General features: G+C 73.5%; 18 protein-coding genes. 3 read left to right on the forward strand and 15 right to left on the reverse strand.

All coding sequences use genetic code 11. The features are described from left to right. Positions 1-41: 41 nt before the first annotated feature. The 6 genes from ACF08B_RS10145 to hrcA form a co-directional block, all read right to left on the reverse strand. Entirely contained in the window at positions 42-587 is a 546-nt protein-coding gene (locus ACF08B_RS10145) for a hypothetical protein (RefSeq protein ID WP_392316930.1), read from the reverse strand. 118 nt (positions 588-705) lie between these two features. Further along, positions 706-1098 (reverse strand): VOC family protein, encoded by a 393-nt coding sequence (locus ACF08B_RS10150; RefSeq protein ID WP_392316931.1) that lies wholly within the window; start codon positions 1096-1098, stop codon positions 706-708. A gap of 19 nt (positions 1099-1117) precedes the next feature. Next, entirely contained in the window at positions 1118-1858 is a 741-nt protein-coding gene (locus ACF08B_RS10155; protein ID WP_093696289.1) for a 16S rRNA (uracil(1498)-N(3))-methyltransferase, read from the reverse strand. Beyond that, positions 1855-2943, reverse strand: a complete 1089-nt coding sequence (locus ACF08B_RS10160; protein WP_392316932.1) for a nitronate monooxygenase — start codon at positions 2941-2943, stop codon at positions 1855-1857. The genes ACF08B_RS10155 and ACF08B_RS10160 overlap by 4 nt, the downstream gene beginning before the upstream one ends. Positions 2944-3158: 215 nt before the next feature. Then, positions 3159-4295: a molecular chaperone DnaJ gene (gene dnaJ, locus ACF08B_RS10165; protein WP_392316933.1), complete on the reverse strand. Its 1137-nt coding sequence runs from the start codon at positions 4293-4295 to the stop codon at positions 3159-3161. Further along, positions 4296-5312: a heat-inducible transcriptional repressor HrcA gene (gene hrcA / locus ACF08B_RS10170; RefSeq protein ID WP_093477751.1), complete on the reverse strand. Its 1017-nt coding sequence runs from the start codon at positions 5310-5312 to the stop codon at positions 4296-4298. Positions 5313-5475: 163 nt separating this feature from the next. Between hrcA and ACF08B_RS10175 the strand changes: the two genes are divergently transcribed. Both ACF08B_RS10175 and ACF08B_RS10180 read left to right on the forward strand, forming a co-directional pair. Then, positions 5476-6210: an MBL fold metallo-hydrolase gene (locus tag ACF08B_RS10175; RefSeq protein ID WP_392316934.1), complete on the forward strand. Its 735-nt coding sequence runs from the start codon at positions 5476-5478 to the stop codon at positions 6208-6210. A 34-nt stretch (positions 6211-6244) separates the two neighbouring features. Further along, positions 6245-7048, forward strand: coding sequence for a DUF3097 domain-containing protein (locus ACF08B_RS10180; protein WP_392316935.1), 804 nt, complete (start codon positions 6245-6247; stop codon positions 7046-7048). 12 nt (positions 7049-7060) lie between these two features. Here the strand turns inward: ACF08B_RS10180 and hemW are convergent, their stop codons facing one another. The 4 genes from hemW to lepA all read right to left on the reverse strand — a co-directional run bounded on the left by hemW (position 7061) and on the right by lepA (position 14387). After that, positions 7061-8293, reverse strand: coding sequence for a radical SAM family heme chaperone HemW (gene hemW / locus ACF08B_RS10185; protein ID WP_392316936.1), 1233 nt, complete (start codon positions 8291-8293; stop codon positions 7061-7063). A gap of 27 nt (positions 8294-8320) precedes the next feature. Further along, entirely contained in the window at positions 8321-10141 is a 1821-nt protein-coding gene (locus tag ACF08B_RS10190; RefSeq protein WP_392317280.1) for a SpoIIE family protein phosphatase, read from the reverse strand. A gap of 235 nt (positions 10142-10376) precedes the next feature. Beyond that, on the reverse strand, positions 10377-12251 hold the full coding sequence (locus ACF08B_RS10195) for an AMP-dependent synthetase/ligase (RefSeq protein ID WP_392316937.1): 1875 nt from the start codon (positions 12249-12251) through the stop codon (positions 10377-10379). 261 nt (positions 12252-12512) lie between these two features. After that, a complete protein-coding gene (gene lepA, locus ACF08B_RS10200) occupies positions 12513-14387 on the reverse strand; it encodes a translation elongation factor 4 (RefSeq protein ID WP_392316938.1) in 1875 nt (624 codons plus the stop codon). Positions 14388-14614: 227 nt separating this feature from the next. Here lepA and rpsT point away from each other — a divergent pair, with 227 nt between their 5' ends. Next, positions 14615-14881 (forward strand): 30S ribosomal protein S20, encoded by a 267-nt coding sequence (rpsT, locus tag ACF08B_RS10205; RefSeq protein WP_073893866.1) that lies wholly within the window; start codon positions 14615-14617, stop codon positions 14879-14881. Positions 14882-15195: 314 nt separating this feature from the next. Here rpsT and holA read toward each other — a convergent pair whose 3' ends face one another. The 5 genes from holA to ACF08B_RS10230 form a co-directional block, all read right to left on the reverse strand. Next, positions 15196-16185 (reverse strand): DNA polymerase III subunit delta, encoded by a 990-nt coding sequence (holA, locus tag ACF08B_RS10210; protein ID WP_392316939.1) that lies wholly within the window; start codon positions 16183-16185, stop codon positions 15196-15198. 83 nt (positions 16186-16268) lie between these two features. Continuing rightward, a complete protein-coding gene (locus ACF08B_RS10215; RefSeq protein ID WP_392316940.1) occupies positions 16269-16514 on the reverse strand; it encodes a hypothetical protein in 246 nt (81 codons plus the stop codon). A 206-nt stretch (positions 16515-16720) separates the two neighbouring features. Continuing rightward, complete coding sequence (locus ACF08B_RS10220) at positions 16721-17557, reverse strand: arylamine N-acetyltransferase (protein ID WP_392316941.1); 837 nt, start codon at positions 17555-17557, stop codon at positions 16721-16723. A 79-nt stretch (positions 17558-17636) separates the two neighbouring features. After that, a complete protein-coding gene (locus ACF08B_RS10225; RefSeq protein WP_392316942.1) occupies positions 17637-20471 on the reverse strand; it encodes a ComEC/Rec2 family competence protein in 2835 nt (944 codons plus the stop codon). Beyond that, positions 20468-21622 (reverse strand): helix-hairpin-helix domain-containing protein, encoded by a 1155-nt coding sequence (locus tag ACF08B_RS10230; protein WP_392316943.1) that lies wholly within the window; start codon positions 21620-21622, stop codon positions 20468-20470. Before ACF08B_RS10230 ends, ACF08B_RS10225 begins: the two co-directional genes overlap by 4 nt. Positions 21623-21730: the final 108 nt, after the last annotated feature.

A 21730-nucleotide genomic window follows, 5' to 3' on the forward strand; every position in this document is an offset into this window, starting at 1 on the left:
TCACTGTACGCAGCGGCCGGTGCGCGCCGCTCCCCTTTCGATCACTTGCCCTCGACGGGCCAGCAGGTGGGGTCGCCCTTGCACCACAGGGTCCGGGTGACGGTGACCGTCACGGTCGGCCGCCCCCCTCCGGTGGGCGGGCGGAACGTCGGCCCGGGCGTGGCGTCGCAGTCGCCGAGCCCGTCGACGTGGAAGACCTGTCTGCCGCCGACCCTGGCCGTCAGGTCGCCGCGCACGCAGGCGCCGTCGACGGCCTTGGTGACCTTGCCGGTGACGGTGATCTTCCGCCGGTCCTCGGTCTCGCCCCGGCAGTCGACGGAGACGACGGTGGTCTCGGACGGCGAGGGCGTCCCGGCCGCCGTACCGCCGCCGTCGCCGTAGCTGCCGGTGCAGGTCAGCCAGCTGACGTCCACGTGCTCGTGTTTCAGCCGGGCCGTCGCCGTGGTGTCGGTGGTGTAGGCGACGGTCGCGGTGCTGAGATCGCCCTGGCACGCCACCATGGCGCCGCCGGCCAGCACGGCCAGTCCCGCGACGGCCCACGTCCGCGTCCCGCGCGTCCCGGCCCGGATCCGTCTCGAAGCCCCCATGAAGGGCAGGGTGCCACCGGTGCGGCCGGGACGGAAGGGCGCATACGGCCACTCACCCGTTCGGGGAAGCGGCCCACGCGCCCCCCGGGGCAGGGGACTTCGCCCACCCGACGCCCGGTCAGCCGAGCAGCAGCAGCCACTCCTGGAGTTCGACCAGATTGCCCTCGGGATCCTTGAGGTGAGCCACACGCATCCGGTCGGTCATGGGGGCCGGGCCGTGGATCAGGACGGCGCCCCGGGAGGTGATCTCCGCGCAGTAGGCGTCGAGGTCGTCCACCCGCAGCACGACCAGCGAGCGGTGGCCGGTGACGGTCCCGTTCAGCTCGTCGAGGACCTCGGCCATCATCACCCGGTCCTGCAGGGCGAGCCCGGCGGAGCCGGCGTGCGCGCTGAACTTCTCGTACGGGCCCTCGGTCGCGCCGGACTGCGGCTTCAGGCCGAGGACGTCGGCGTAGAAGCGGTAGCAGGCGGCGAAGTCGGTCACCAGGAGCCGGACTTGGGCGAGTTCCACGATTGTCCCCCAGATGGTGTCAGGACCAGCGGCCGGTGCGGCCCAGCAGGAGGGCCGCGGCGGCGGTGCCGGCGGTGGATGTGCGCAGCACGGTGGGGCCGAGCACGTAGGGCCTGGCGCCCGCCTCCGCGAACAACGCCAACTCCTCGGGGGAGACGCCACCTTCGGGCCCGACGACCAGCATGATCTCACCGGCGGCCGGCAGTTCGGCGGTGGCCAGGCGTTCGTCGCCGCTCTCGTGCAGGACGGCCGCGAAGTCCGCGCCGGCCAGCAGCGCGCCGACCTGCCGGGTCGTCGCCGCGTCCGCGACCTCGGGGAAGCGGACCCGGCGGGACTGCTTGCCGGCCTCCCGGGCCGTGGCCCGCCACTTGCCGAGGGCCTTCAGGCCCCGGTCGCCCTTCCACTGGGTGATGCAGCGGGACGCCTGCCAGGGCACGATCGCGTCGACGCCGACCTCGGTCATGGTCTCCACGGCGAGTTCGCCCCGGTCACCCTTGGGCAGGGCCTGGACGACGGTGATCCGCGGGGCGGCCGGGGGTTCCTCGTGGACGGGCGCCAGGTCGGCGACGACCAGCCGGTCCTTGCCCTCGGCCGCCTTGACGACGCCCTCGGCCCAGTGGCCGCACCCGTCGGTGAGGACCACGTCCTCGCCCGGCCGCAGCCGCTTCACCGACACCGCGTGCCGGCCCTCGGGGCCGTCGAGCACGAACTCCGGGCCGACCCCCTCGAGTCGGTCCACCACGAAGACGGGTGCGGTCATCGCCGCTCACCTCCGGTTCCGGGCAGGTTCGACAACGCTGTCCTGGCCTCGGCGAGTTCGGCGGCCAGCACCTCCACCAGCCGCCCGGCGGGCAGCTCCCGGGCCAGCCGGTGGCCCTGGCCCGCCCACAGCGCCATGCCCTGCGCGTCCGCGGCCTTGGCGGCGGCCTTGCGCAGCGGGGCGGTGAGGTGGTGGATCTCGGGGTAGGCGGCGGGGGCGTAGGGGCCGTGCTCGCGTACGAAGCGGTTGACCAGTCCGCGCGCGGGCCGGCCGGAGAAGGCGCGGGTCAGTTCGGTGCGCGCGAACAGCGGGTCGGTGAGTGCCTGCTTGTGCGGCGCGGGGGCGCCCGACTCGGGGGTGGCGAGGAAGGCGGTGCCGAGCTGGGCCGCGTCGGCGCCCGCCGCGAGGACGGCGGCTATCTGGCCGCCGCGCATGATGCCGCCCGCGGCGACGACCGGGATGCGCACGGCCTCACGGATCTGCGCGATCAGCGACAGCAGCCCGATGCCGGACCCGTCGTTCTCCGGGATGTCCCGGTGGGTGCCCTGGTGGCCGCCCGCCTCGACGCCCTGTGCGATCACCGCGTCCGCCCCGGCTCGTTCGACCGCGCGGGCCTCCTCGGCGGTGGTGGCGGTGACCAGGGTGAGGGTGCCGGCCCGGCGCAGCGCGTCGAGCGCCTCACGGCTCGGCACGCCGAAGTGGAAGGACACCACCGGCACCGGGTTGTCCAGGAGCACGGCGAGCTTGACCTCGTAGCCGTCGTCCCGTCCGCTGTCCGGGTCGCCCAGCTCGGTCTCGTACCAGGCGGCCTCCCCGGCCAGCTGGTGGGCGTAGACCTCCACGGCGCCGGACTCGGCGTACTCGGACTGGGGCATGAACACGTTCACGCCGAAGGGGCGGCTCGTGAGCCCCCGCAGCTGCTTGATCTCCTGGTACATGCCGTCGGCCGTCTTGTACCCGGCGGCGAGGAACCCGAGGCCGCCGGCCTCGGATACGGCAGCGGCGAGCTGCGGGACGGAACCGCCGCCCGCCATGGGGGCCTGCACGATCGGGTGGGGGAAGAGATCGGTCAGCGCGGAGGACATGAGCGCATGTTGTCACGTCCCCCGAACAAGTCCGAATCCGGGCTTCCCGCGGCATAGGCCACCGGCATAGGGGCGCCGGAGCACCCCGTACGGCCCGCCTCGGCGCCCGTCGAAGGCGTCCTTCGACCGCGAGAACAGCCCCTGCCGGCCCGGGCCGGCCGCGCCTGCCCGGGGGTCACCCCCCGGGCTTCCGGCCACTCCCGCGGCGCACGGCGTCAGCGCCCGTTGAAGGCGTCCTTCAACCGGGAGAACAACCCCTGCTGACCCGGCTGGAACTGGCCCGTGGGGCGTTCCTCGCCGCGGAGCTTGGCCAGCTCCCGCAGGAGCCGTTCCTGCTCGGGGTCGAGCTTGGTCGGGGTCGTGACCTCGACGTGCACGATCAGGTCGCCCCGGCCGCCGCCGCGCAGATGCGTGACGCCCCGGTTGTGCAGCGGGATCGACTGGCCGGACTGGGTGCCGGGCCGGATGTCGACCTCCTCCATGCCGTCCAGGGTCTCCAGCGGCACCTTGGTGCCGAGGGCCGCCGCGGTCATCGGGATCGTGACCGTGCAGTGCAGGTCGTCGCCGCGCCGCTGGAACGTCGAGTGCGGCAGCTCGTGGATCTCGACGTACAGGTCACCGGCCGGACCGCCGCCCGGGCCGACCTCGCCCTCGCCCGCGAGCTGGATGCGGGTGCCGTTGTCGACACCGGCCGGGATCTTGACGGTCAGCGTGCGGCGCGAGCGGACCCTGCCGTCACCGGCGCACTCCGGGCACGGGGTCGGCACGACCGTGCCGAAGCCCTGGCACTGGGGGCAGGGACGGGAGGTCATGACCTGGCCCAGGAAGGACCGGGTGACCTGGGAGACCTCGCCCCGGCCGCGGCACATGTCACACGTCTGGGCGGACGTGCCGGGGGCCGCGCCCTCGCCGTTGCAGGTGTTGCAGACGACCGCGGTGTCGACCTGGATGTCCTTGGTCGTGCCGAAGGCCGCCTCGTCCAGCTCGACGTCGATCCGGATCATCGCGTCCTGGCCGCGCCGGGTGCGCGAGCGCGGCCCGCGCTGCGACGCCGTACCGAAGAACGCGTCCATGATGTCCGAGAAGTTGCCGAAGCCGCCGGCCCCGAAGCCGCCCGCACCCGCGCCGCCCGACTGGGAGAGCGGGTCGCCGCCGAGGTCGTAGACCTGCTTCTTCTGCGGGTCCGACAGCACCTCGTAGGCGGCGTTGATCTCCTTGAACCGCTCCTGGGTCTTCGGATCCGGGTTGACGTCCGGGTGCAGCTCGCGCGCGAGCCGACGGAACGCCTTCTTGATCTCATCCTGCGACGCGTCGCGGCGCACGCCGAGAACGGCGTAGTAGTCCGTGGCCACTTACGACTCCGCCAGGATCTGTCCGACGTACCGTGCCACTGCGCGTACCGCTCCCATCGTTCCCGGGTAGTCCATGCGGGTCGGTCCGACCACGCCGAGCTTGGCAACCGCCTCGCCGCCCGAACCGTAGCCGACCGACACGACGGACGTGGAGTTGAGTCCTTCATGGGCGTTCTCGTGGCCGATGCGCACGGTCACGCCGGGGTCCTTCGCCTCGCCCAGGAGCTTGAGGAGCACGACCTGCTCCTCCAGTGCCTCCAGGACGGGCCGGATCACGAGGGGGAAGTCGTGCCCGAAGCGGGTGAGATTGGCGGTACCGCCGATCATCAACCGCTCCTCGTTCTCCTCGACCAGTGTCTCCAGAAGGGTGGAGAGCACCGTGGAGACCGTACCGCGATCGTCGACGTCGAAGCCCTCCGGGAGGTCCTCGACCAGTCGCGGCACGTCCGTGAACCGGCGGCCGGCGACCCGGCTGTTCAGCCGCGCCCGCAGATCCGCCAGTGAGGCCTCGCCGAACGGCGCCGGGCAGTCGACCATCCGCTGCTCGACCCGGCCGGTGTCCGTGATCAGCACGAGCATCACGCGCGCGGGGGCGAGCGAGAGCAGCTCCACGTGCCGGACGGTGGACCGGGTCAGCGAGGGGTACTGCACGACCGCGACCTGCCGGGTCAGCTGCGCCAGCAGCCGCACCGTCCGCGCGACGACGTCGTCGAGGTCGACGGCGCCCTCCAGGAAGTTCTGGATCGCCCGCCGCTCGGGCCCGGTCATCGGCTTCACGCCCGCGAGCTTGTCCACGAACAGCCGGTAGCCCTTGTCGGTGGGGATGCGCCCGGCACTGGTGTGCGGCTGCGCGATGTACCCCTCGTCCTCCAGGGCCGCCATGTCGTTGCGGACGGTGGCCGGGGAGACGCCGAGGCTGTGCCGCTCGGTGAGCGCCTTGGAACCCACCGGCTCCTCGGTGCCCACGTAGTCCTGGACGATGGCGCGCAGCACCTGAAGCCTGCGTTCACTCAGCATTCGCGCGCACCTCCTGCACGTCGTCCCCTCGGCCCTTCGGGTCGTCCGCCTGGCACTCTTCCCGTGCGAGTGCCAGCATTCCCCGGCCCAGTGTACGGCCGTGGGGTACTGACCGGGCAAGGTCGGTCCGGTCCGTACCGGCTCGTGACGTTAGCGTCGCGGTATGACGGTGACTTGGGAAGACCTGGGATGGGAACGACTGGCCGCCGGTGTCGGACGGTGCCGGCTGCCCGGCTGGGACTGCACGGTGGGCCTGGTGCTGAGCGGGAGCACGGCGCTGATGGTGGACGCCGGTTCCAGCCTCGCCGAGGGGGCGCGGCTGCGCTCCGCGGCCCAGGAGCTGTCCGGCGGACGTGTGACCCATCTCGCGCTCACCCATCCCCACTTCGACCACGTCTTCGGGGCGGCCGCGTTCGCCGGGGCCGGGGTGTACGCGGCGGTCGGCGTCGACGCGGTGTTCACCCACGAGCGCGAGGAGCTGCGCCTGGACGCGGTCCGCAACGGTCTGGCGGTGGCGGACGCGGACGAGGCGGTCGACGCGCTGGCCCCGCCCCGGCACCTGGTCTCCGGCGAGTGGACCCTGGACCTCGGCGAGGGCCGGCAGGCGCTGCTGGCCAACGTGGGCCCCGGGCACACCGCGCACGACCTGGCGGTCCTGGTCCCGGCGAGCGTGTCCGGCGGGCCGGAGGTGGTGTTCTGCGGCGATCTGGTCGAGGAGTCCGGCGAGCCCCAGGCGGGCCCGGACGCCGTCACCTCGCGCTGGCCGGCCGCGCTCGACCGGCTGCTGGCGCTCGGCGGCGAGGACGCGCTGTACGTGCCCGGTCACGGAGCGGTGGTCGACGCGGGCTTCGTACGACGTCAACGCGACGCCCTGGCCACGCGATTCGGCGTGTCGTGAGCACCCGCCCACGGCTTCTCCTATCGTCATCCGAATGCGCCAGTACTCGACCGACCTGACCCCGCCGTGGAAGAAGCCGAAGCCGGCTCCGGAGGTCGCGGCCGACCCCGGCCTGGTGGTCGAGGAGGCCGGTACCGGGTTCTGCGGGGCGGTGATCCGCTGCGAGGCCGGCACGGTGACCCTGGAGGACCGCTTCGGCAAGCACCGGGTGTTCCCGCTGGAGCCGCGCGGCTTCCTGCTGGACGGCGGGGTGGTCACCCTGGTGCGGCCCGCCGCGGGCCCGGTACGGCCCACCCGCACCGCCTCCGGCTCGGTCGCCGTGCCCGGCGCACGCGCGCGCGTGGCCCGCGCCGGCCGTATCTACGTCGAGGGCCGGCACGACGCCGAGCTGGTCGAGCGGGTCTGGGGCGACGACCTGCGCATCGAGGGCGTGGTCGTGGAGTACCTGGAGGGCGTCGACGACCTGCCGTCGATCGTGGCCGAGTTCGCGCCGGGCCCGGACGCGCGGCTGGGCGTGCTCGTGGACCACCTGGTGCCGGGCACGAAGGAGTGGCGCATCGCCGAGTCGGTGACGAGCGGACACGCGCTGGTGGTCGGCCACCCGTACATCGACATCTGGCAGGCGGTGAAGCCGTCGTCCCTGGGGATCGCGGCCTGGCCGACGGTACCGCGCGGCCAGGACTGGAAGACGGGCGTGTGCCGGGCCCTGGGCTGGCCGGAGAACACGGGCGCGGCCTGGCAGTCGATCCTGTCCCGGGTGCGGTCCTACAAGGACCTGGAGCCTGAGCTGCTGGGCCGCGTGGAGGAACTGATCGACTTCGTCACGGCGCCGGAGTGACGGCCGGCGGGCTCAGTCGACCAGGTCCCGCACCACCGCGTCGGCCAGCAGCCGCCCGCGCAGCGTGAGCACCGCGCGCCCCTCGTCGTACGGCCCCGCCTCGAGCAGGCCGTCCGACAGGGCGCGGCGGGAGGCCGCGAGGCCCGCCTCCTTCAGCAGGTCCAGCGGCGCGCCCTCGCTGAGCCTCAGCTCCAGCAGGATCCGCTCGACCCGGCGGTCCTCGTCCGACAGCACCTCACGCCCGGCGCCCGGCGACCGCCCCGACGCGAGCGCCGCCGCGTACGCGCCCGGGTGCTTCACGTTCCACCAGCGCACTCCGCCGACGTGGCTGTGGGCGCCCGGGCCCGCGCCCCACCAGTCGGCGCCCCGCCAGTACAGCTCGTTGTGCAGGCACCGGCCCGCCCGCGAGGTCGCCCAGTTGGAGACCTCGTACCACCCGAAGCCCGCCGCCGACAGGGTCTCGTCCGCGATCAGGTAGCGGTCGGCGTGGGCGTCGTCGTCCGTCATCGGGATCTCGCCCCGGCGGATGCGCCGGGCGAGCTGGGTGCCCTCCTCGACGATGAGCGCGTACGCGCTGACGTGGTCCGGTCCGGCACCGATCGCGGCGTCCAGCGAGGCCCGCCAGTCGTCGTCGCTCTCCCCCGGGGTGCCGTAGATCAGGTCGAGGTTGACGTGCTCGAAGCCCGCCGCCCGTGCCTCGGCGACGCAGCGCTCGGGGCGGCCCGGGGTGTGGGTCCGGTCGAGGATCCGCAGTACGTGCTGCCGCGCGCTCTGCATGCCGAAGGAGACGCGGTTGAAGCCGCCCTCGCGGAGGGTGGCCAGGTACGCGGGGTCCACCGACTCCGGGTTGGCCTCCGTGGTGATCTCCGCGTCCGGCGCCAGGCCGAACTCGGTGCGGACGGCGGCCAGCATGCGGACCAGGTCGCCGGCGGCCAGCAGCGTGGGCGTGCCGCCGCCGACGAAGACCGTGCGGACCTCGCGCGGGTCGTCGCCGAGGACCTTCCGGGCGAGGCGGATCTCGTCGATCAGGGTGTCCGCGTAGTTGTCGCGGGAGGCGAGCACACCGCCGGTGCCCCGCAGCTCGGTCGCGGTGTAGGTGTTGAAGTCGCAGTAGCCGCAGCGGGTCGCGCAGTACGGGACGTGCAGATAGAACCCGAGGGGCCGCTCGGCGGCGCCGGCGAGCGCGGGTGCGGGCAGCGCGCCGTCGTCGGGGACGGGCTCGCCGTCGGGGAGTGCGGAAGGCATGCCTTCCATTGAACAGCACCGCGGGCGTCACTCCGCCTGGAGCACCAGCAGGGCCAGATCGTCCTCGGGGAGGCCGCCGCCGAAGTCGTGGACCAGGTGGCGGATCCTTTCCGCGATCAGGTCGGCGCCGAGCCCGGCGCAGCCGGACAGGGCACGGGCGAGGCCGTCGTCGTCGTCGAACTGGCGGGAGCCGGAGCGGCGCTCGGTCACCCCGTCGGTGACGCACAGCAGACTGTCGCCGGGCCGCAGGTCGACGGTGTCGCTGGTGTACGTCTCGTCCTCGACCACGCCGAGCAGGGTCTGCGGCCGGGCGACGGAGCGCACGCCGCCGTCCGGGCCGAGGACGAGCGGCAGCGGGTGCCCGGCGGAGGCGAGGGTGCAGCGGACCCCGCCCTCGTGCGGTGTCAGTTCGCCGTAGAGCAGGGACAGGAAGCGGGTCTGCGGGCCGTCGCCGGGCACCACGGGCCGGCCGCCGGCGGCGACCAGGGCGCGGGCCGCGGCGTCGGCGGCCTCGGTGGCGTCGTCGAGGAGGAGCTGGTTGAGGCGGTCGAGGACGTCGGCGACGCGGTAGCCCTCGCGGGCCAGGAGCCGGAGCCAGGGGCGGGCGAGACCGATCACCACGGCGGCCTCGGGGCCCTTGCCCTGGACGTCGCCGACGGCGAAGCACCAGCGGCCGTCGCCGGCCGGGAAGAGGTCGTAGAAGTCCCCGCTCGGGCCGCCCTTGTCGCACGGCTCGTACACGAGCGCGCTGCGCACACCGGGGATCTCGGCGACCGCGCCGGGCAGCAGGCCGCGCTGGAGGACGGCGCTGATCGTGGCCTGGCGGGCGTACTGGCGGGCCGCGCCGACGGCGAGGGCGACCCGCCTGCTCAGGTCCTCCACGAGCCCGGTGACCTCGTCGGGGAACCGGGCCGGTCCGCAGCGGCCGATGACCAGCGTGCCGAGCGGCCGGCCGCCCGCGATCAGCCGGTACGCGAGCGCCGTGCCGTCGGCGCCCCGCGGGCCGAGCGCGACACCGGGCCAGGGGTAGGGCTCCGGGCCGGAGCGCAGCCCGTCCCGGGGGCACGGCGGATCCTTCTCCAGGACGCACCGCAGCTCTTCGATGCGGGCCTCGCTGGCGTGCCAGACCCGTGCCGGGCCGCCGCCGGTGCCGCCGCGCACGGAGGCCTCGTCCTCCAGCCAGATCGCGCACCAGTCGGCGAGCCGGGGCACGATCAGCTGGCCGGTGAGGGCGGCGACCAGGTTCTCGTCCAGCTGTCCGGCGAGCAGATCGGAGGCCTCGGCGAGGAAGGACAGCGCGCCCCGGCCGAGCCAGTCCCGGTCGCCGCCGGTGCGGGGCGGCCCCGGGGCGAGGTCCTCGGCGACGTCCAGGGCCGGGCCGGACGCGGGGCCGTCCGTCGCCTCGCTGCCGCCGGGGGGAAGCCGCGCCCAGACCGTCTTGGCGCCCTTGCGGTAGGTGACGCCCCAGGACTCGGCGAGGGTGGCGACCAGCCGCAGCCCGCGGCCGTGCTCGGCGGCGTCGTGGGGCACCTCCCGGCCGAGGGGGTCGCGCGGGGCGCGGGAGGGGTGCCGGTCGCGCACCTCCACGACGAACGCGCCGGTCTCCTCCAGCCGCCAGTCGACCTCCACGTCGGTGCCGGCGTGCACGACGGCGTTGGTGACGAGCTCGCTGACGACGGCCATGGCGTCGTCGGCGAGCCGGGCGGACACCCCGGGCACCTCGGCCAGCGCGGCCCGCACCAGTCCGCGGGCCGACCCCGGCGCGAGGGGGCTCCCGGGCAGCGTGGTCCGGCCCCGGACCTCACGGTGCGGGGCCTCGCTCTCCCGCTGCGCGGGTATGGCCGCCATGTCCATGCGGCTCAGGGTGACACAACGGCGGCACGCATAAGCGGTCAGTGACCGAAGTGGACCGTCACGGGTGAGAACTGTGCTACGTGAGTGTGCGAAGACGGTCGGAAATCCGACCGGGTTCGAGCAACCCCCGGGCAGGGCTTCCGCCCGGCGCCGCCAACGGGTAATGCGGATGTTCCGGGCGCGCCCCGGCCCCGGGAGGACGGGGTCCTCCCGGGGCCGGGGCGGCCGCTCAGCCCTCGCGGGTGCCCGCGTACATGCCGTCGATGAGGTGCTTGTACTCGCGCTCCACCACCGGCCGCTTGAGCTTCAGGCTCGGCGTGATCTCGCCGTGCTCCACGTCGAGGTCGCGGGGCAGCAGACGGAACTTCTTGATGGTCTGCCAGCGCTGGAGACCCGCGTTGAGCTCCTGGACGTAGCCGTCGACCATGTCGACGGTCTGCGGCGCCGCGACGATCTCCGCGTACGACCTGCCGGCCAGTCCGTTCTCCTTCGCCCAGTCCTGGATCGCGAGCTCGTCCAGGGCGATCAGGGCGGTGCAGTAGTTCCGGTCGGCGCCGTGCACGAGGATGTTGGAGACGTACGGGCACACGCCCTTGAACTGGCCCTCGACCTCGGCCGGCGCCACGTACTTGCCGCCGGAGGTCTTGATGAGGTCCTTCTTGCGGTCGGTGATCCGCAGGTAGCCGTCGGGCGACAGCTCGCCGATGTCACCGGTGTGGAACCAGCCGTCGGACTCCAGCACCTCGGCGGTCTTCTCGGGCAGCCCGTGGTAGCCCTCCATGATGCCGGGGCCGCGCAGCAGGATCTCGCCGTCGTCGGCGATGCGGACCTCGGTGCCGGGCAGCGGCTTGCCGACGGTGCCGGTGCGGTAGGCCTCGCCGGGGTTGACGAAGGAGGCCGCGGAGGACTCGGTGAGGCCGTAGCCCTCCAGGATGTGGATGCCGGCGCCGGCGAAGAAGTAGCCGATCTCCGGGGCGAGCGCGGAGGCGCCGGAGACGCAGGCGCGCAGCCGGCCGCCGAAGGCCTCGCGGAGCTTGGCGTAGACGAGGGTGTCGGCGACCTTGTGCTTGGCGGCGAGCCCGAAGGGTGCCGAGGCGGTGCCGGTGCGGCGGAAGTTGTCCTGGGTGACCTTGGCGTACTCGCGCGAGACCTCGGCGGCCCACTGGAAGATCTTGTACTTGGCCGCTCCGCCCTCCCGGGCCTTGGCGGCGACGCCGTTGTAGACCTTCTCGAAGATGCGGGGCACGGCCGCCATGTACGTCGGCTGCACCACCGGCAGGTTCTCGATGATCTTGTCGACGCGGCCGTCCACGGCGGTCACGTGCCCGACCTCGATCTGCCCGGAGGTGAGCACCTTGCCGAAGACGTGGGCGAGCGGCAGCCACAGGTACTGCACGTCGTCCAGGGTGACCAGGCCGGTCGACGCGATCGCCTTCGCCATGTAGGCCCAGTTGTCGTGCGGCAGGCGCACGCCCTTGGGGCGGCCGGTGGTACCGGAGGTGTAGATGAGGGTGGCGAGCTGCTCCCTGGTGATCGCGCCGACCCGCTCCTTGATCAGCTGCGGCTGCTTCTCCAGGTACGCGGCGCCGCGCCGCTCCAGCTCGTCGAGGGTGATCACAAAGTCGTCCGTCTCGACACCGGCCGGGTCGACGACGACGACCTTCGCCAGCTCGGGCAGCTCGGCGCGCTTCTCGACCGCCTTGGCGACCTGGGCGGCGTCCTCGGCGATCAGCACCCGGCTCTCGGAGTCGGAGAGGATGAACGCCGACTCGTCGGCGTTGGTCTGCGGGTAGATCGTGGTCGTGGCGCCGCCGGCGCACATGATGCCGAGGTCGGCGAGGATCCACTCCACCCGGGTGGAGGAGGCGAGCGCCACCCGCTGCTCGGGCTGCACGCCCAGTTCGATGAGCCCGGCCGCGATCGCGTACACGCGCTCGGACGCCTGGGCCCAGCTGAGCGACCTCCACTCGTCGGGTCCCTGTCCGGAGGCCGGCGGCACCGGGTACCGGTAGGCCTCGGCGTCCGGTGTGGCCGCGACGCGCTCCAGGAAGAGGGCCGCCACGGACGGCGGACGGTTCTCGATCAGGGTCTGTGTGTCGCTCACGACATCCTCCGGGGGCCCGCGACGGTGCGGCTGACTCGGTGCGGCTGGGTTAACTCACGGTGGGGTTTCGAGCTGTTGTTTAACTCGCGAGTAACTATCGAGCAGGGATCAGAGTAAGCCGCGACCGGCCGCTGCGTAAGAGGCTTCGGCCTGTCACTTTCCACGCAGAGCGACGCTACGCGCGCGTAGGGGCCCGCCGCACTTTCGTACGACGAGCCCCCTCGTGCCCGGTTTGCGGGCGTAACCCGGAGTTACCCGTGACTACTTCTTGCCCTTGCCCGACCCCGCGCTGTCATCACTGGACAGGACGGCGATGAAGGCTTCCTGCGGAACCTCCACGGAACCCACCATCTTCATCCGCTTCTTGCCTTCCTTCTGCTTCTCCAGCAGCTTGCGCTTACGCGAGATGTCGCCGCCGTAGCACTTGGCGAGGACGTCCTTGCGGATGGCGCGGATGGTCTCGCGGGCGATGACCCGCGAGCCGATGGCCGCCTGGATGGGCACCTCGAACGCCTGCCGCGGGATGAGTTCGCGCAGCTTGGCGACGAGTCGCACGCCGTACGCGTACGCCGCGTCCTTGTGCGTGATCGCCGAGAAGGCGTCCACCTTGTCGCCGTGCAGCAGGATGTCGACCTTGACCAGGCTCGACGTCTGCTCGCCGGTGGGCTCGTAGTCGAGGGAGGCGTAGCCGCGGGTCTTGGACTTCAGCTGGTCGAAGAAGTCGAAGACGATCTCCGCGAGCGGGAGGGTGTAGCGGATCTCGACCCGGTCCTCGGACAGGTAGTCCATGCCGAGCAGGGTGCCGCGCCTGGTCTGGCACAGCTCCATGATCGAGCCGATGAACTCGGTCGGCGCCAGGATGGTGGCGCGCACGACCGGCTCGTACACGTCGTTGATCTTGCCCTCGGGGAACTCGCTGGGGTTGGTGACCGTGTACTCGGTCCCGTCCTCCATGAGCACGCGGTAGACCACGTTCGGCGCGGTCGCGATCAGGTCGAGGCCGAACTCGCGCTCCAGCCGCTCCCGGATCACGTCCAGGTGCAGCAGGCCGAGGAAGCCGACGCGGAAGCCGAAGCCGAGGGCGGCGGAGGTCTCCGGCTCGTAGACCAGCGCGGCGTCGTTCAGCTGGAGCTTGTCGAGGGCCTCGCGCAGCTCCGGGTAGTCCGAGCCGTCGAGCGGGTACAGACCCGAGAAGACCATCGGCTTCGGGTCCTTGTAGCCGCCGAGTGCCTCGGTGGCGCCCTTGCTCTGGCTGGTGACGGTGTCACCGACCTTGGACTGGCGGACGTCCTTCACACCGGTGATGAGGTAGCCCACCTCGCCGACGCCGAGGCCGTCGGCCGGCAGCATCTCGGGCGAGCTGACACCGATCTCCAGCAGCTCGTGCGTGGCGCCCGTCGACATCATCTTGATGCGCTCGCGCTTGTTGAGCTGGCCGTCGATGACACGGACGTACGTCACGACACCGCGGTACGAGTCGTAGACCGAGTCGAAGATCATCGCACGGGCGGGCGCGTCGGTGACCCCGACCGGCGCCGGGATCTCCTTGACGACCTTGTTCAGCAGCGTGTCGACGCCCAGACCGGTCTTCGCGGAGACCTTGAGCACGTCCTCCGGGTCGCAGCCGACCAGGTTGGCCAGCTCCTCGGCGAACTTCTCCGGCTGCGCGGCCGGCAGGTCGATCTTGTTCAGCACCGGGATGATCGTGAGGTCGTTCTCCATCGCCAGGTAGAGGTTGGCGAGGGTCTGCGCCTCGATGCCCTGGGCGGCGTCCACGAGGAGGATGGTCCCCTCGCAGGCGGCCAGCGACCGCGAGACCTCGTAGGTGAAGTCGACGTGCCCCGGGGTGTCGATCATGTTGAGGATGTGGGTCGTGCCCTGGTCGGGGCCCTCGGTCGGGGCCCAGGGCAGACGCACCGCCTGGGACTTGATCGTGATGCCGCGCTCGCGCTCGATGTCCATCCGGTCGAGGTACTGAGCACGCATCTGCCGCTGCTCGACGACACCGGTCAGCTGGAGCATCCGGTCGGCGAGCGTGGACTTGCCGTGGTCGATGTGCGCGATGATGCAGAAGTTGCGGATCAGGGCCGGGGCGGTACGGCTCGGCGCGGGCACATTGTTAGGGGTCGCGGGCACGCAGGGTCCTGTCTCTTGAGGCGCCTTATGCCTCGGGTCGGATCGTTACGTAGTCTCCATGGTCCCACGCGGAGGGACCGGGGGCCGTTTTGGGCCGTCCGGAGGGCCACTGGTACTGTAGATGGCTGTGCCTCATGCCCTCTCAGCGCGAGGCACGTCAGAGAAAATTTGGATCACCGGTACGGGATCTCTCCCGGCCCGGTACCTGAACCTGAAAAGGCTCCTTCGTGGCGAACATCAAGTCCCAGATCAAGCGGATCAAGACCAACGAGAAGGCTCGGCTGCGCAACAAGGCCGTCAAGTCCTCCCTGAAGACCGCGATCCGCAAGGCCCGTGAGGCCGCTGCCGCGGGTGACGTGGAGAAGGCCACCGAGCTGCAGCGCGCTGCCGCGCGTGCGCTCGACAAGGCCGTCTCCAAGGGCGTCATCCACAAGAACCAGGCCGCCAACAAGAAGTCGGCGCTTGCTTCCAAGGTCGTCGCGCTCAAGGGCTGAAACCCTTTCTGATCTGACCGCCGGAGGGACCCAGAGCGGGCCCTCTCTCATCCGCTCCCGTCCGGCACCCAAGAGCCTGTTCGCGGCCTGCGTTCGCCACGCGGGAACGGGCTCGCAAGCTTCAACCGGAACCCCGGCCACCTCCCTTCCCCAGGGCGGCAGCCGGGGTTTCGGCATTCCGGGCCGGCTAGCCGCGGCCGCGGTAGCGGCTCCGCTGCGCTACGCGCTCGTGCTGGAGTGACCGGCACCGTCGGGGGTGGGCTGCCCGGGTCAGCGCGGCCGGCTCCGTGGAGCCGCCGCACCGGGCGGAGTGGCTAGCCGCGGCCGCGGGAGCGGGCCGCTCGGGCGATCACCACGACCGCCTTCTCCAGGGCGTATTCGGGGTCGTCGCCGCCGCCCTTGACACCCGCGTCGGCCTCGGCGACCGCGCGCATCGCCGTCGCCACCCCGTCCGGCGTCCAGCCCCGCATCTGCTGCCGGACCCGGTCGATCTTCCACGGCGGCATGCCCAGCTCACGCGCGAGATCGGCGGGCCGGCCGCCGCGCGCGGAGGAGAGCTTCCCGATGGCCCGCACGCCCTGCGCCAGCGCACTGGTGATCAGCACCGGCGCCACGCCCGTCGCCAGCGACCACCTGAGCGCCTCCAGCGCCTCGGCCGTGCGCCCCTCCACGGCCCGGTCGGCGACCGTGAAGCTGGAGGCCTCCGCCCGGCCGGTGTAGTACCGCCCGACGACCGCCTCGTCGATCGTCCCTTCCACGTCGGCGACGAGCTGGGACACCGCGGAGGCCAGCTCCCGCAGGTCGCTGCCGATCGCGTCGCACAGCGCCTGGCACGCCTCGGGCGTGGCCGACCGCCCGAAGGAGCGGAACTCGCCCCGCACGAAGGCCAGCCGGTCCGCCGGCTTGGTCATCTTCGGACAGGCCACCTCCCGCGCACCCGCCTTGCGCGCGGCGTCCAGCAGCCCCTTGCCCTTGGCCCCGCCGGCGTGCAGCAGCACGAGGGTGATCTCCTCGGCGGGCGCCCCGAGGTACGCCTTCACGTCCTTGACCGTGTCGGCGGACAGGTCCTGCGCGTTGCGTACGACCACGACCTTCCGCTCGGCGAAGAGCGACGGACTGGTCAGCTCGGCAAGCGTGCCGGGCTGCAACTGGTCCGGGGTGAGGTCGCGTACGTCCGTGTCGGCGTCGGCGGCCCTGGCGGTGGCCACCACCTCCTGCACGGCACGGTCGAGCAGGAGGTCCTCCTGGCCCACGGCTAGGGTCACCGGGGCGAGAGGGTCGTCATTCGCAGTCTTCCTGGCCATCCCCCACAGCATCCCACGCGGCACCGACAACGAGACGGGCCGCGCGCCCGGAGCGGACCCGGCCTCCCGGCTCCGCCTCGGGATCACGGCTCCTCGCGCCAGCCGTCCCACTCCCCCGCGAACGCGTCCAGCTCCGCCGGGTCCAGCAGCTCGTCGTCGTCCCGCAGGACGAGCAGCCACTGGGCGTCCTCGGCGTCGTCCTCACCGGCCAGCGCGTCCCGGACGAGCCGGGGCTCCTCGGCGGCCCCGAACCGCTCCCCGAACGCCTCGGCGGCCTCCTCGGCGGCATCGCGGTCGGGCAGCACCAGCACGTGTCTCACATCGCTCACGGGTTCATTCTCCGGCACGGGCAGAGAGGCGAGGCACGGCCGGGTGCGGCCCTGGTCAGGTGCGGCCCTGGTCAGGTGCGGTCGCGGGTCGGGTGCGGTCGCGGGCTGGGTACGGTCGCGGGCCGGGTGCGGTCCCGGGCCGGGTGCGGTCGCCGGCCAAGTACGGCCGCGGGCCAGGTCCGGTGGCCGGCCGGGGCGGTCGCCGGCTAGGTGCGGTCGGCGTTCCGCACGGCCGGTACACGGTCCAGCTCGATCCCGAATCGCTCCCGGTACACCCCCAGCACCTCCTCGTCGCTCTCCAGCTCCCGCTTCTCGCGGGACCCACCCGCGGCCGTCGTCGTCAGCGTGCGCCCGCCGAGTGTGATCCGCCCGCCGTCCTCGGTGACCCGGGAGCAGACCAGCGACCTCGTGAAGTGCGACAACGGTGACGTGCTGTGCCACCAGGCGCCGGCCACGAAGTCCCCGAGCACCCGGGTCCGTGTTTCCAGCCGGTACTGCGGCCTGCCGTCCCGTACGACGTCCAGGTCCCCGGCGCCCGCCGCGTCGCCCCCACCGAGCGCGCCCGCCGCGTCGGGCCCCGCAGCCACCAGCCGGAAGCGCCCACCGGGATCGTCCTGCTCGCCGCGTTCGGCCCAGTCCAACGGGTAGTGGCTGTGCGCCCCGAACCCGACGTCCGCGAGCCAGGTCCCGCCGTCCGCCGTCCCCACCCGCAGCGCGAGATGGTCGTAGGGGATGCCGAGCCGCCCCTCGTCGCCGTACACGCGGGCCGCGAGCAGCTCGACCTCGTAGCCGAGTGCGGTGAGCAAGGCCGCGAAGGCGCCGTTGAGTTCGTAGCAGAAGCCGCCGCGCGGCGTGCCGGTCACCTTGTCCAGCAGCCGCTTCTCCTCCAGCACGATCTCCTCGCCGAGGTGGATCGACAGGTTCTCGAAGGGAACGGTCCGCAGATGCCGCAGATGCAGCTCGCGCAGGGCCTCACCGGTGGGCCGCCGCGGGCGCACCACTCCGAGCCGGAGGAGGTAGGCGTCGACCTGTGCTGAATTCATGGGATCAGTCTGGACGACCACCCGTCCGCGGGCGCGGGCCGGGTGCGTGCGGGCCCCGGCGCATGGGGGGGCGGGCTCCTCACTCCCTCGTCACCCGCACCTTCCCGCCCGCTCCCCGGGCCCTCGTGACCGCGAGCGCTCCGTCCCGGTCGGTGCGCAGCACCACCGCGCCACCGGACCGCAGCGCTGCCAGCGTCGACGGCGCCGGGTGACCGTACGGGTTGTCGGCACCGGCGGACACGAGGGCCACCCGGGGCGCCGCCAGTCGCATCAACTCCGGGTCCTGGTAGGCCGAGCCGTGGTGGGCCACCTTCAGCACGTCCACACCGGCGAGGTCCGCCCCTGCCGGGGACCTCAGCAGCGCCTGCTGGGCCGGGGGTTCGAGGTCTCCGAGCAGCAGCAGCCGCAGTCCACCGGTGCGGACGAGCAGCGCGACACTGGCGTCGTTCGGTCCGTCCGGTTCCGGCGGGGCGCCCGGCCACGGCGGCGGTGCCGGTGCGCCCGGAGGCGGCCGGACGCTCGGCGGGGGCCACAGCACGCGCCAGGCGAGCGGTCCGCTGCGTCGCTCCTCCCCCGCGACGGCGCGGGTGACGGGAATGTGCCGCGCCGCGGCCTCTCTTCTGACGAACGCGGCCTGCCCGGCGGGTTCCTCGAAGCCCGTGGTCTCGATCTCGGCCACCGAACGCCCCCGCAGGACACCCGGCAGTCCGGCCACGTGGTCGGCGTGGAAGTGGGTCAGGACGAGGAGGGGGATGCGGGTGATGCCCAGGTGCCGCAGGCAGTGGTCGACCGGTGCCGGATCGGGCCCCGCGTCCACGACGATCCCGGTTCCCTCCCCCGCCGCGAGCACGGTCGCGTCGCCCTGTCCCACGTCGCACATCGCGAACCGCCAGTCCGGCGGCGGCCAGCCCGTGATCACCCGCGTCAGAGGTGCCGGCCGTACCACCGCCAGCAGGAGCAGCAGCCCGAGCAGTCCGCACCACCACGGGCGCCGCAGCAGCCTCCGTCCCGTGAGGACGACGGCCACCGTGACCGCCGCGAGCAGCAGCGCTCCCGCCCAGCTTCCGGGCCAGTCCACCCCGGAGCCGGGCAGCGCCGCCCCCGTCCGGGCGACCCCGGCGATCCATCCCGCGGGCCAACTCGCGCACCAGGCGAACGCCTTGGCCGCCGGCATCGCTACCTGGGCCGAGGCGAGCGCCGCGAACCCCAGCACCGTGGCCGGCGCCACCGCCGCCTCGGCCAGCAGGTTGCACGGCACCGCCACCAGGCTGACCCGGGCCGACAGCACCGCCACGACCGGCGCGCACACGGCCTGCGCGGCCGCGGTGGCCCCCAGCGCCTCGGCCAGCCTCGGCGGCACCCGGTGCCGTCGCAGCGCCTCGGTCCAGCCCGGGGCCAGGACCAGCAGCGCGCCGGTGGCCAGCACGGAGAGCAGGAAGCCGTAACTGCGGGACAGCCACGGGTCGTACAGCACCAGCAGCAGCACGGCCGCCGCCAGCGCCGGGACCAGGGATCTGCGGCGCCCGGTGGCCAGGGCGAGCAGTGCCACCGCACCGCAGGCGGCGGCCCGCAGCACGCTGGGGTCGGGGCGGCACACGACGACGAACGCCAGCGTCAGTGCTCCCGCGGACAGGGCGGTCGCCCGCAGCGAGAGCCCCAGGCGCGGGGCGAGGCCACGGCGCTCCGCCAGCTGGGCCAGGCCCGGTGGGCCGATGAGCAGGGCGAGCAGCACCGTGAGGTTGCTGCCGGACACCGCGAGCGTGTGCGCCAGGTCCGTCTCCTTGAAGGCGCCGTCCAGCTCGGGCGTGATCCGTGCGGTGTCCCCGACGACCAGTCCGGGAAGCAGCGCCCGCGCGTCCCCCGGCAGGCCGTCGGTCGCCTGCCGCAGCCCGGCCCTGAGCCGCCCCGCGAGCCGTTGCGGCCCGCTGGGCCCGGCCACGGTTCGCGGCCCCGGCCGCCCCCGCACCCGGAGCACGGCGGCGGTCCGGTCACCATCGGTCAGGGCGGGCGCCAGCCGCCCGCCGACCCGCAGCCGGGTGGACGGCAGCAGTCCCAGCCAGGCGGCACGCCCGTCCGGCACGCTGCCACGCGATCGGGTCGACGGCACCCCTGTGGATCCGCCCGCGCCCGCGACCGCCGGCCGCTCTCGCGAACCGTCGCCGTGCTCATGCTCGTGCCCGTGCTCGGCATCCGCACCGGGTGTCTCCCCGGCGGCGGTGCTCGACGACCCCGGTGCACCCGGACCGAGCAGGGCTCCCCCGGCCGGCGCCGGCACGTCCGCGTCGATCACCAGGAGCACCGGGGTCCGGGTCCGCACGTCCGTCCCGTCGCTGTCCTCAACGCGGCGCACCTCCGCCCGGATCAGCACCGCCTCGGACGCCGTGCGGTCGCCGCGCACCCGCGGCCTGCTCAGCCAGGGGTCGCCGCTCAGCTCCACCTCTGCGGTCACCGTCGCGAACCGCCGGGCCAGCTCGGGCACCGGCCCTCGCCGCAGGTCCGCGCCGTGCAGTCCGGCGGAGGCGGCGGCCGCGGCGACGCAGAGCAGAACGGCGGCGGCCGAAGGGCGGGCCCGCCCGAACCGGCCGCCCGCCCGCTCGCCCGGATCGGCCAGGTCCGTCCGCGGGCTCGCGCCAGGCACCGGCGCACTCCGCCCGGTCCGCTCCTGCCCGGTCCGCGCCGTACGTCGTCGTCCGATGCCCCGCGCGCACAGCAGGACGAGCCCGCCGACCAGGCACACGGCCGCGAGCCCGGCGGTCCGGCCCGCGGGTGCGTCCAGCGTCGAGGACGCCGTGGCCCAGGCCGCGAGCGCGGGTGGGACGAGACGCAGGTCCAGGGGGCCCGCCCGGTCCGGACCGGCCTCCTCACGCTCCTCGGGCCCTGCGCCGGGGGCGGCTTCGTCGAGCACCCGGCTCATGGCCGGACCAGGTTCCGCAGATCGGAGAAGCGGCGGTCGCCGATCCCGTTGACCTCACGGAGTTCGTCCACCGACCGGAAGCCGCCGTGCTGGGTGCGGTACGCCAGGATGTGCTGGGCCAGAACCGGGCCGACCCCGGGCAGGGCGTCGAGCTGATCGGCGGTGGCCGTGTTCAGGGAGACCGGAGCCGCGGGGCCCGTGCCCGCACCTCCGGGGGTGGTTCCGGCGGGGAGACCCGGTGGCGCCGGCGCCCCGGCGGGCGTGCCGACGACGATCTGCTCGCCGTCCACCAGGAAGCGGGCCCGGTTGAGCCCGTCGGTGCGCGCGCCCGGCCGCACACCGCCCGCGGCTCGCAGGGCGTCGGCCACCCGCGAGCCGGCCGGCAGCCGGTGGATGCCGGGTTCGCGGACCTTGCCGCTGACGTCCACGACGATCCGGCTGCCGGGCGCCGCCGAGGCGACCACGGCCTCCGAGCCCTTGGCGTCCGGGCGTTCCCGGGCGAAGGGCGCCTCGGCACGCACCACTTGAGGGGCGCTCACGGACTGGGTGCGGCCGGTCCAGAAGTGCTGCACGGCGAACACGGCGGCGGCCACGAGCACCACGGTGAGCGCCACGACTCCCCGTCGCTCCACGCCGCACCGCGCCTGGAGCCACAGCGGCAGCCGCTCCCGCAGCGCCGTCCCGGCTCGCTCCCGCCGGCTCAGCGGGGTGGGCGCCGCCTCCGGCTCCAACAGGGCCTCGGTGTCGACCGCTTCGGGTTCCGGAGCCGTCGGCGGCACCGGTGCGCTCGCCGTACGGAGCGGACTCGGTCCGGGCGCCGGACCCTCCCCCCTCGTCGTCGCCGTCCCCGCCGCTGTCGGCGCCGTCGGCGTCGTCGCGCTCGCCGGAAGCCCCGCCCCGTCCGGCGGCCCGTTGTCCGACTCCCGTGGCCGCACCGCTCGTTCGCCGAAGAGCAGTTCCGCGCGGCGGCGCAGCTCCTCCGCCGGTGCCGGAGGCCGGGGGCGGACGCGGCGGTGCTCGCTGCCCCGCCGGTGGCCGGTGCCACGGCGGAACCCGGAGTCACGATGGCTCCGGACGCGGCCGTCGGAGGCCGGGCCGCGGCCGGGACCGCTGGTCGGAGTGGCTGTGCGGGAACGTGATCGAAGTGCCATGCGACGAGGATGGAACATCCCACCGCTTCGCGATGATCTTGGTCAATTCCCGGGGACAACCGCCGCCTTGTGGACAACTCCGTCACCCGCACCAGCCGGTCCGAACCA

Origin of the sequence: Streptomyces sp. NPDC015139, from assembly GCF_043079785.1 — a bacterium.
Taxonomy (GTDB): domain Bacteria; phylum Actinomycetota; class Actinomycetes; order Streptomycetales; family Streptomycetaceae; genus Streptomyces; species Streptomyces albidocamelliae.

Bases quoted from the DNA above. Each gene is read 5' to 3' on its own strand.
- ACF08B_RS10145 (WP_392316930.1), bottom strand. From the start codon at position 587: ATGGGGGCTTCGAGACGGATCCGGGCCGGGACGCGCGGGACGCGGACG.
- ACF08B_RS10155 (WP_093696289.1), bottom strand. From the start codon at position 1,858: ATGACCGCACCCGTCTTCGTGGTGGACCGACTCGAGGGGGTCGGCCCG.
- ACF08B_RS10160 (WP_392316932.1), bottom strand. From the start codon at position 2,943: ATGTCCTCCGCGCTGACCGATCTCTTCCCCCACCCGATCGTGCAGGCC.
- hrcA (WP_093477751.1), bottom strand. From the start codon at position 5,312: ATGCTGAGTGAACGCAGGCTTCAGGTGCTGCGCGCCATCGTCCAGGAC.
- ACF08B_RS10175 (WP_392316934.1), top strand. From the start codon at position 5,476: ATGACGGTGACTTGGGAAGACCTGGGATGGGAACGACTGGCCGCCGGT.
- ACF08B_RS10180 (WP_392316935.1), top strand. From the start codon at position 6,245: ATGCGCCAGTACTCGACCGACCTGACCCCGCCGTGGAAGAAGCCGAAG.
- hemW (WP_392316936.1), bottom strand. From the start codon at position 8,293: ATGCCTTCCGCACTCCCCGACGGCGAGCCCGTCCCCGACGACGGCGCG.
- ACF08B_RS10190 (WP_392317280.1), bottom strand. From the start codon at position 10,141: ATGGCGGCCATACCCGCGCAGCGGGAGAGCGAGGCCCCGCACCGTGAG.
- holA (WP_392316939.1), bottom strand. From the start codon at position 16,185: ATGGCCAGGAAGACTGCGAATGACGACCCTCTCGCCCCGGTGACCCTA.
- ACF08B_RS10220 (WP_392316941.1), bottom strand. From the start codon at position 17,557: ATGAATTCAGCACAGGTCGACGCCTACCTCCTCCGGCTCGGAGTGGTG.
- ACF08B_RS10225 (WP_392316942.1), bottom strand. From the start codon at position 20,471: ATGAGCCGGGTGCTCGACGAAGCCGCCCCCGGCGCAGGGCCCGAGGAG.
- ACF08B_RS10230 (WP_392316943.1), bottom strand. From the start codon at position 21,622: ATGGCACTTCGATCACGTTCCCGCACAGCCACTCCGACCAGCGGTCCC.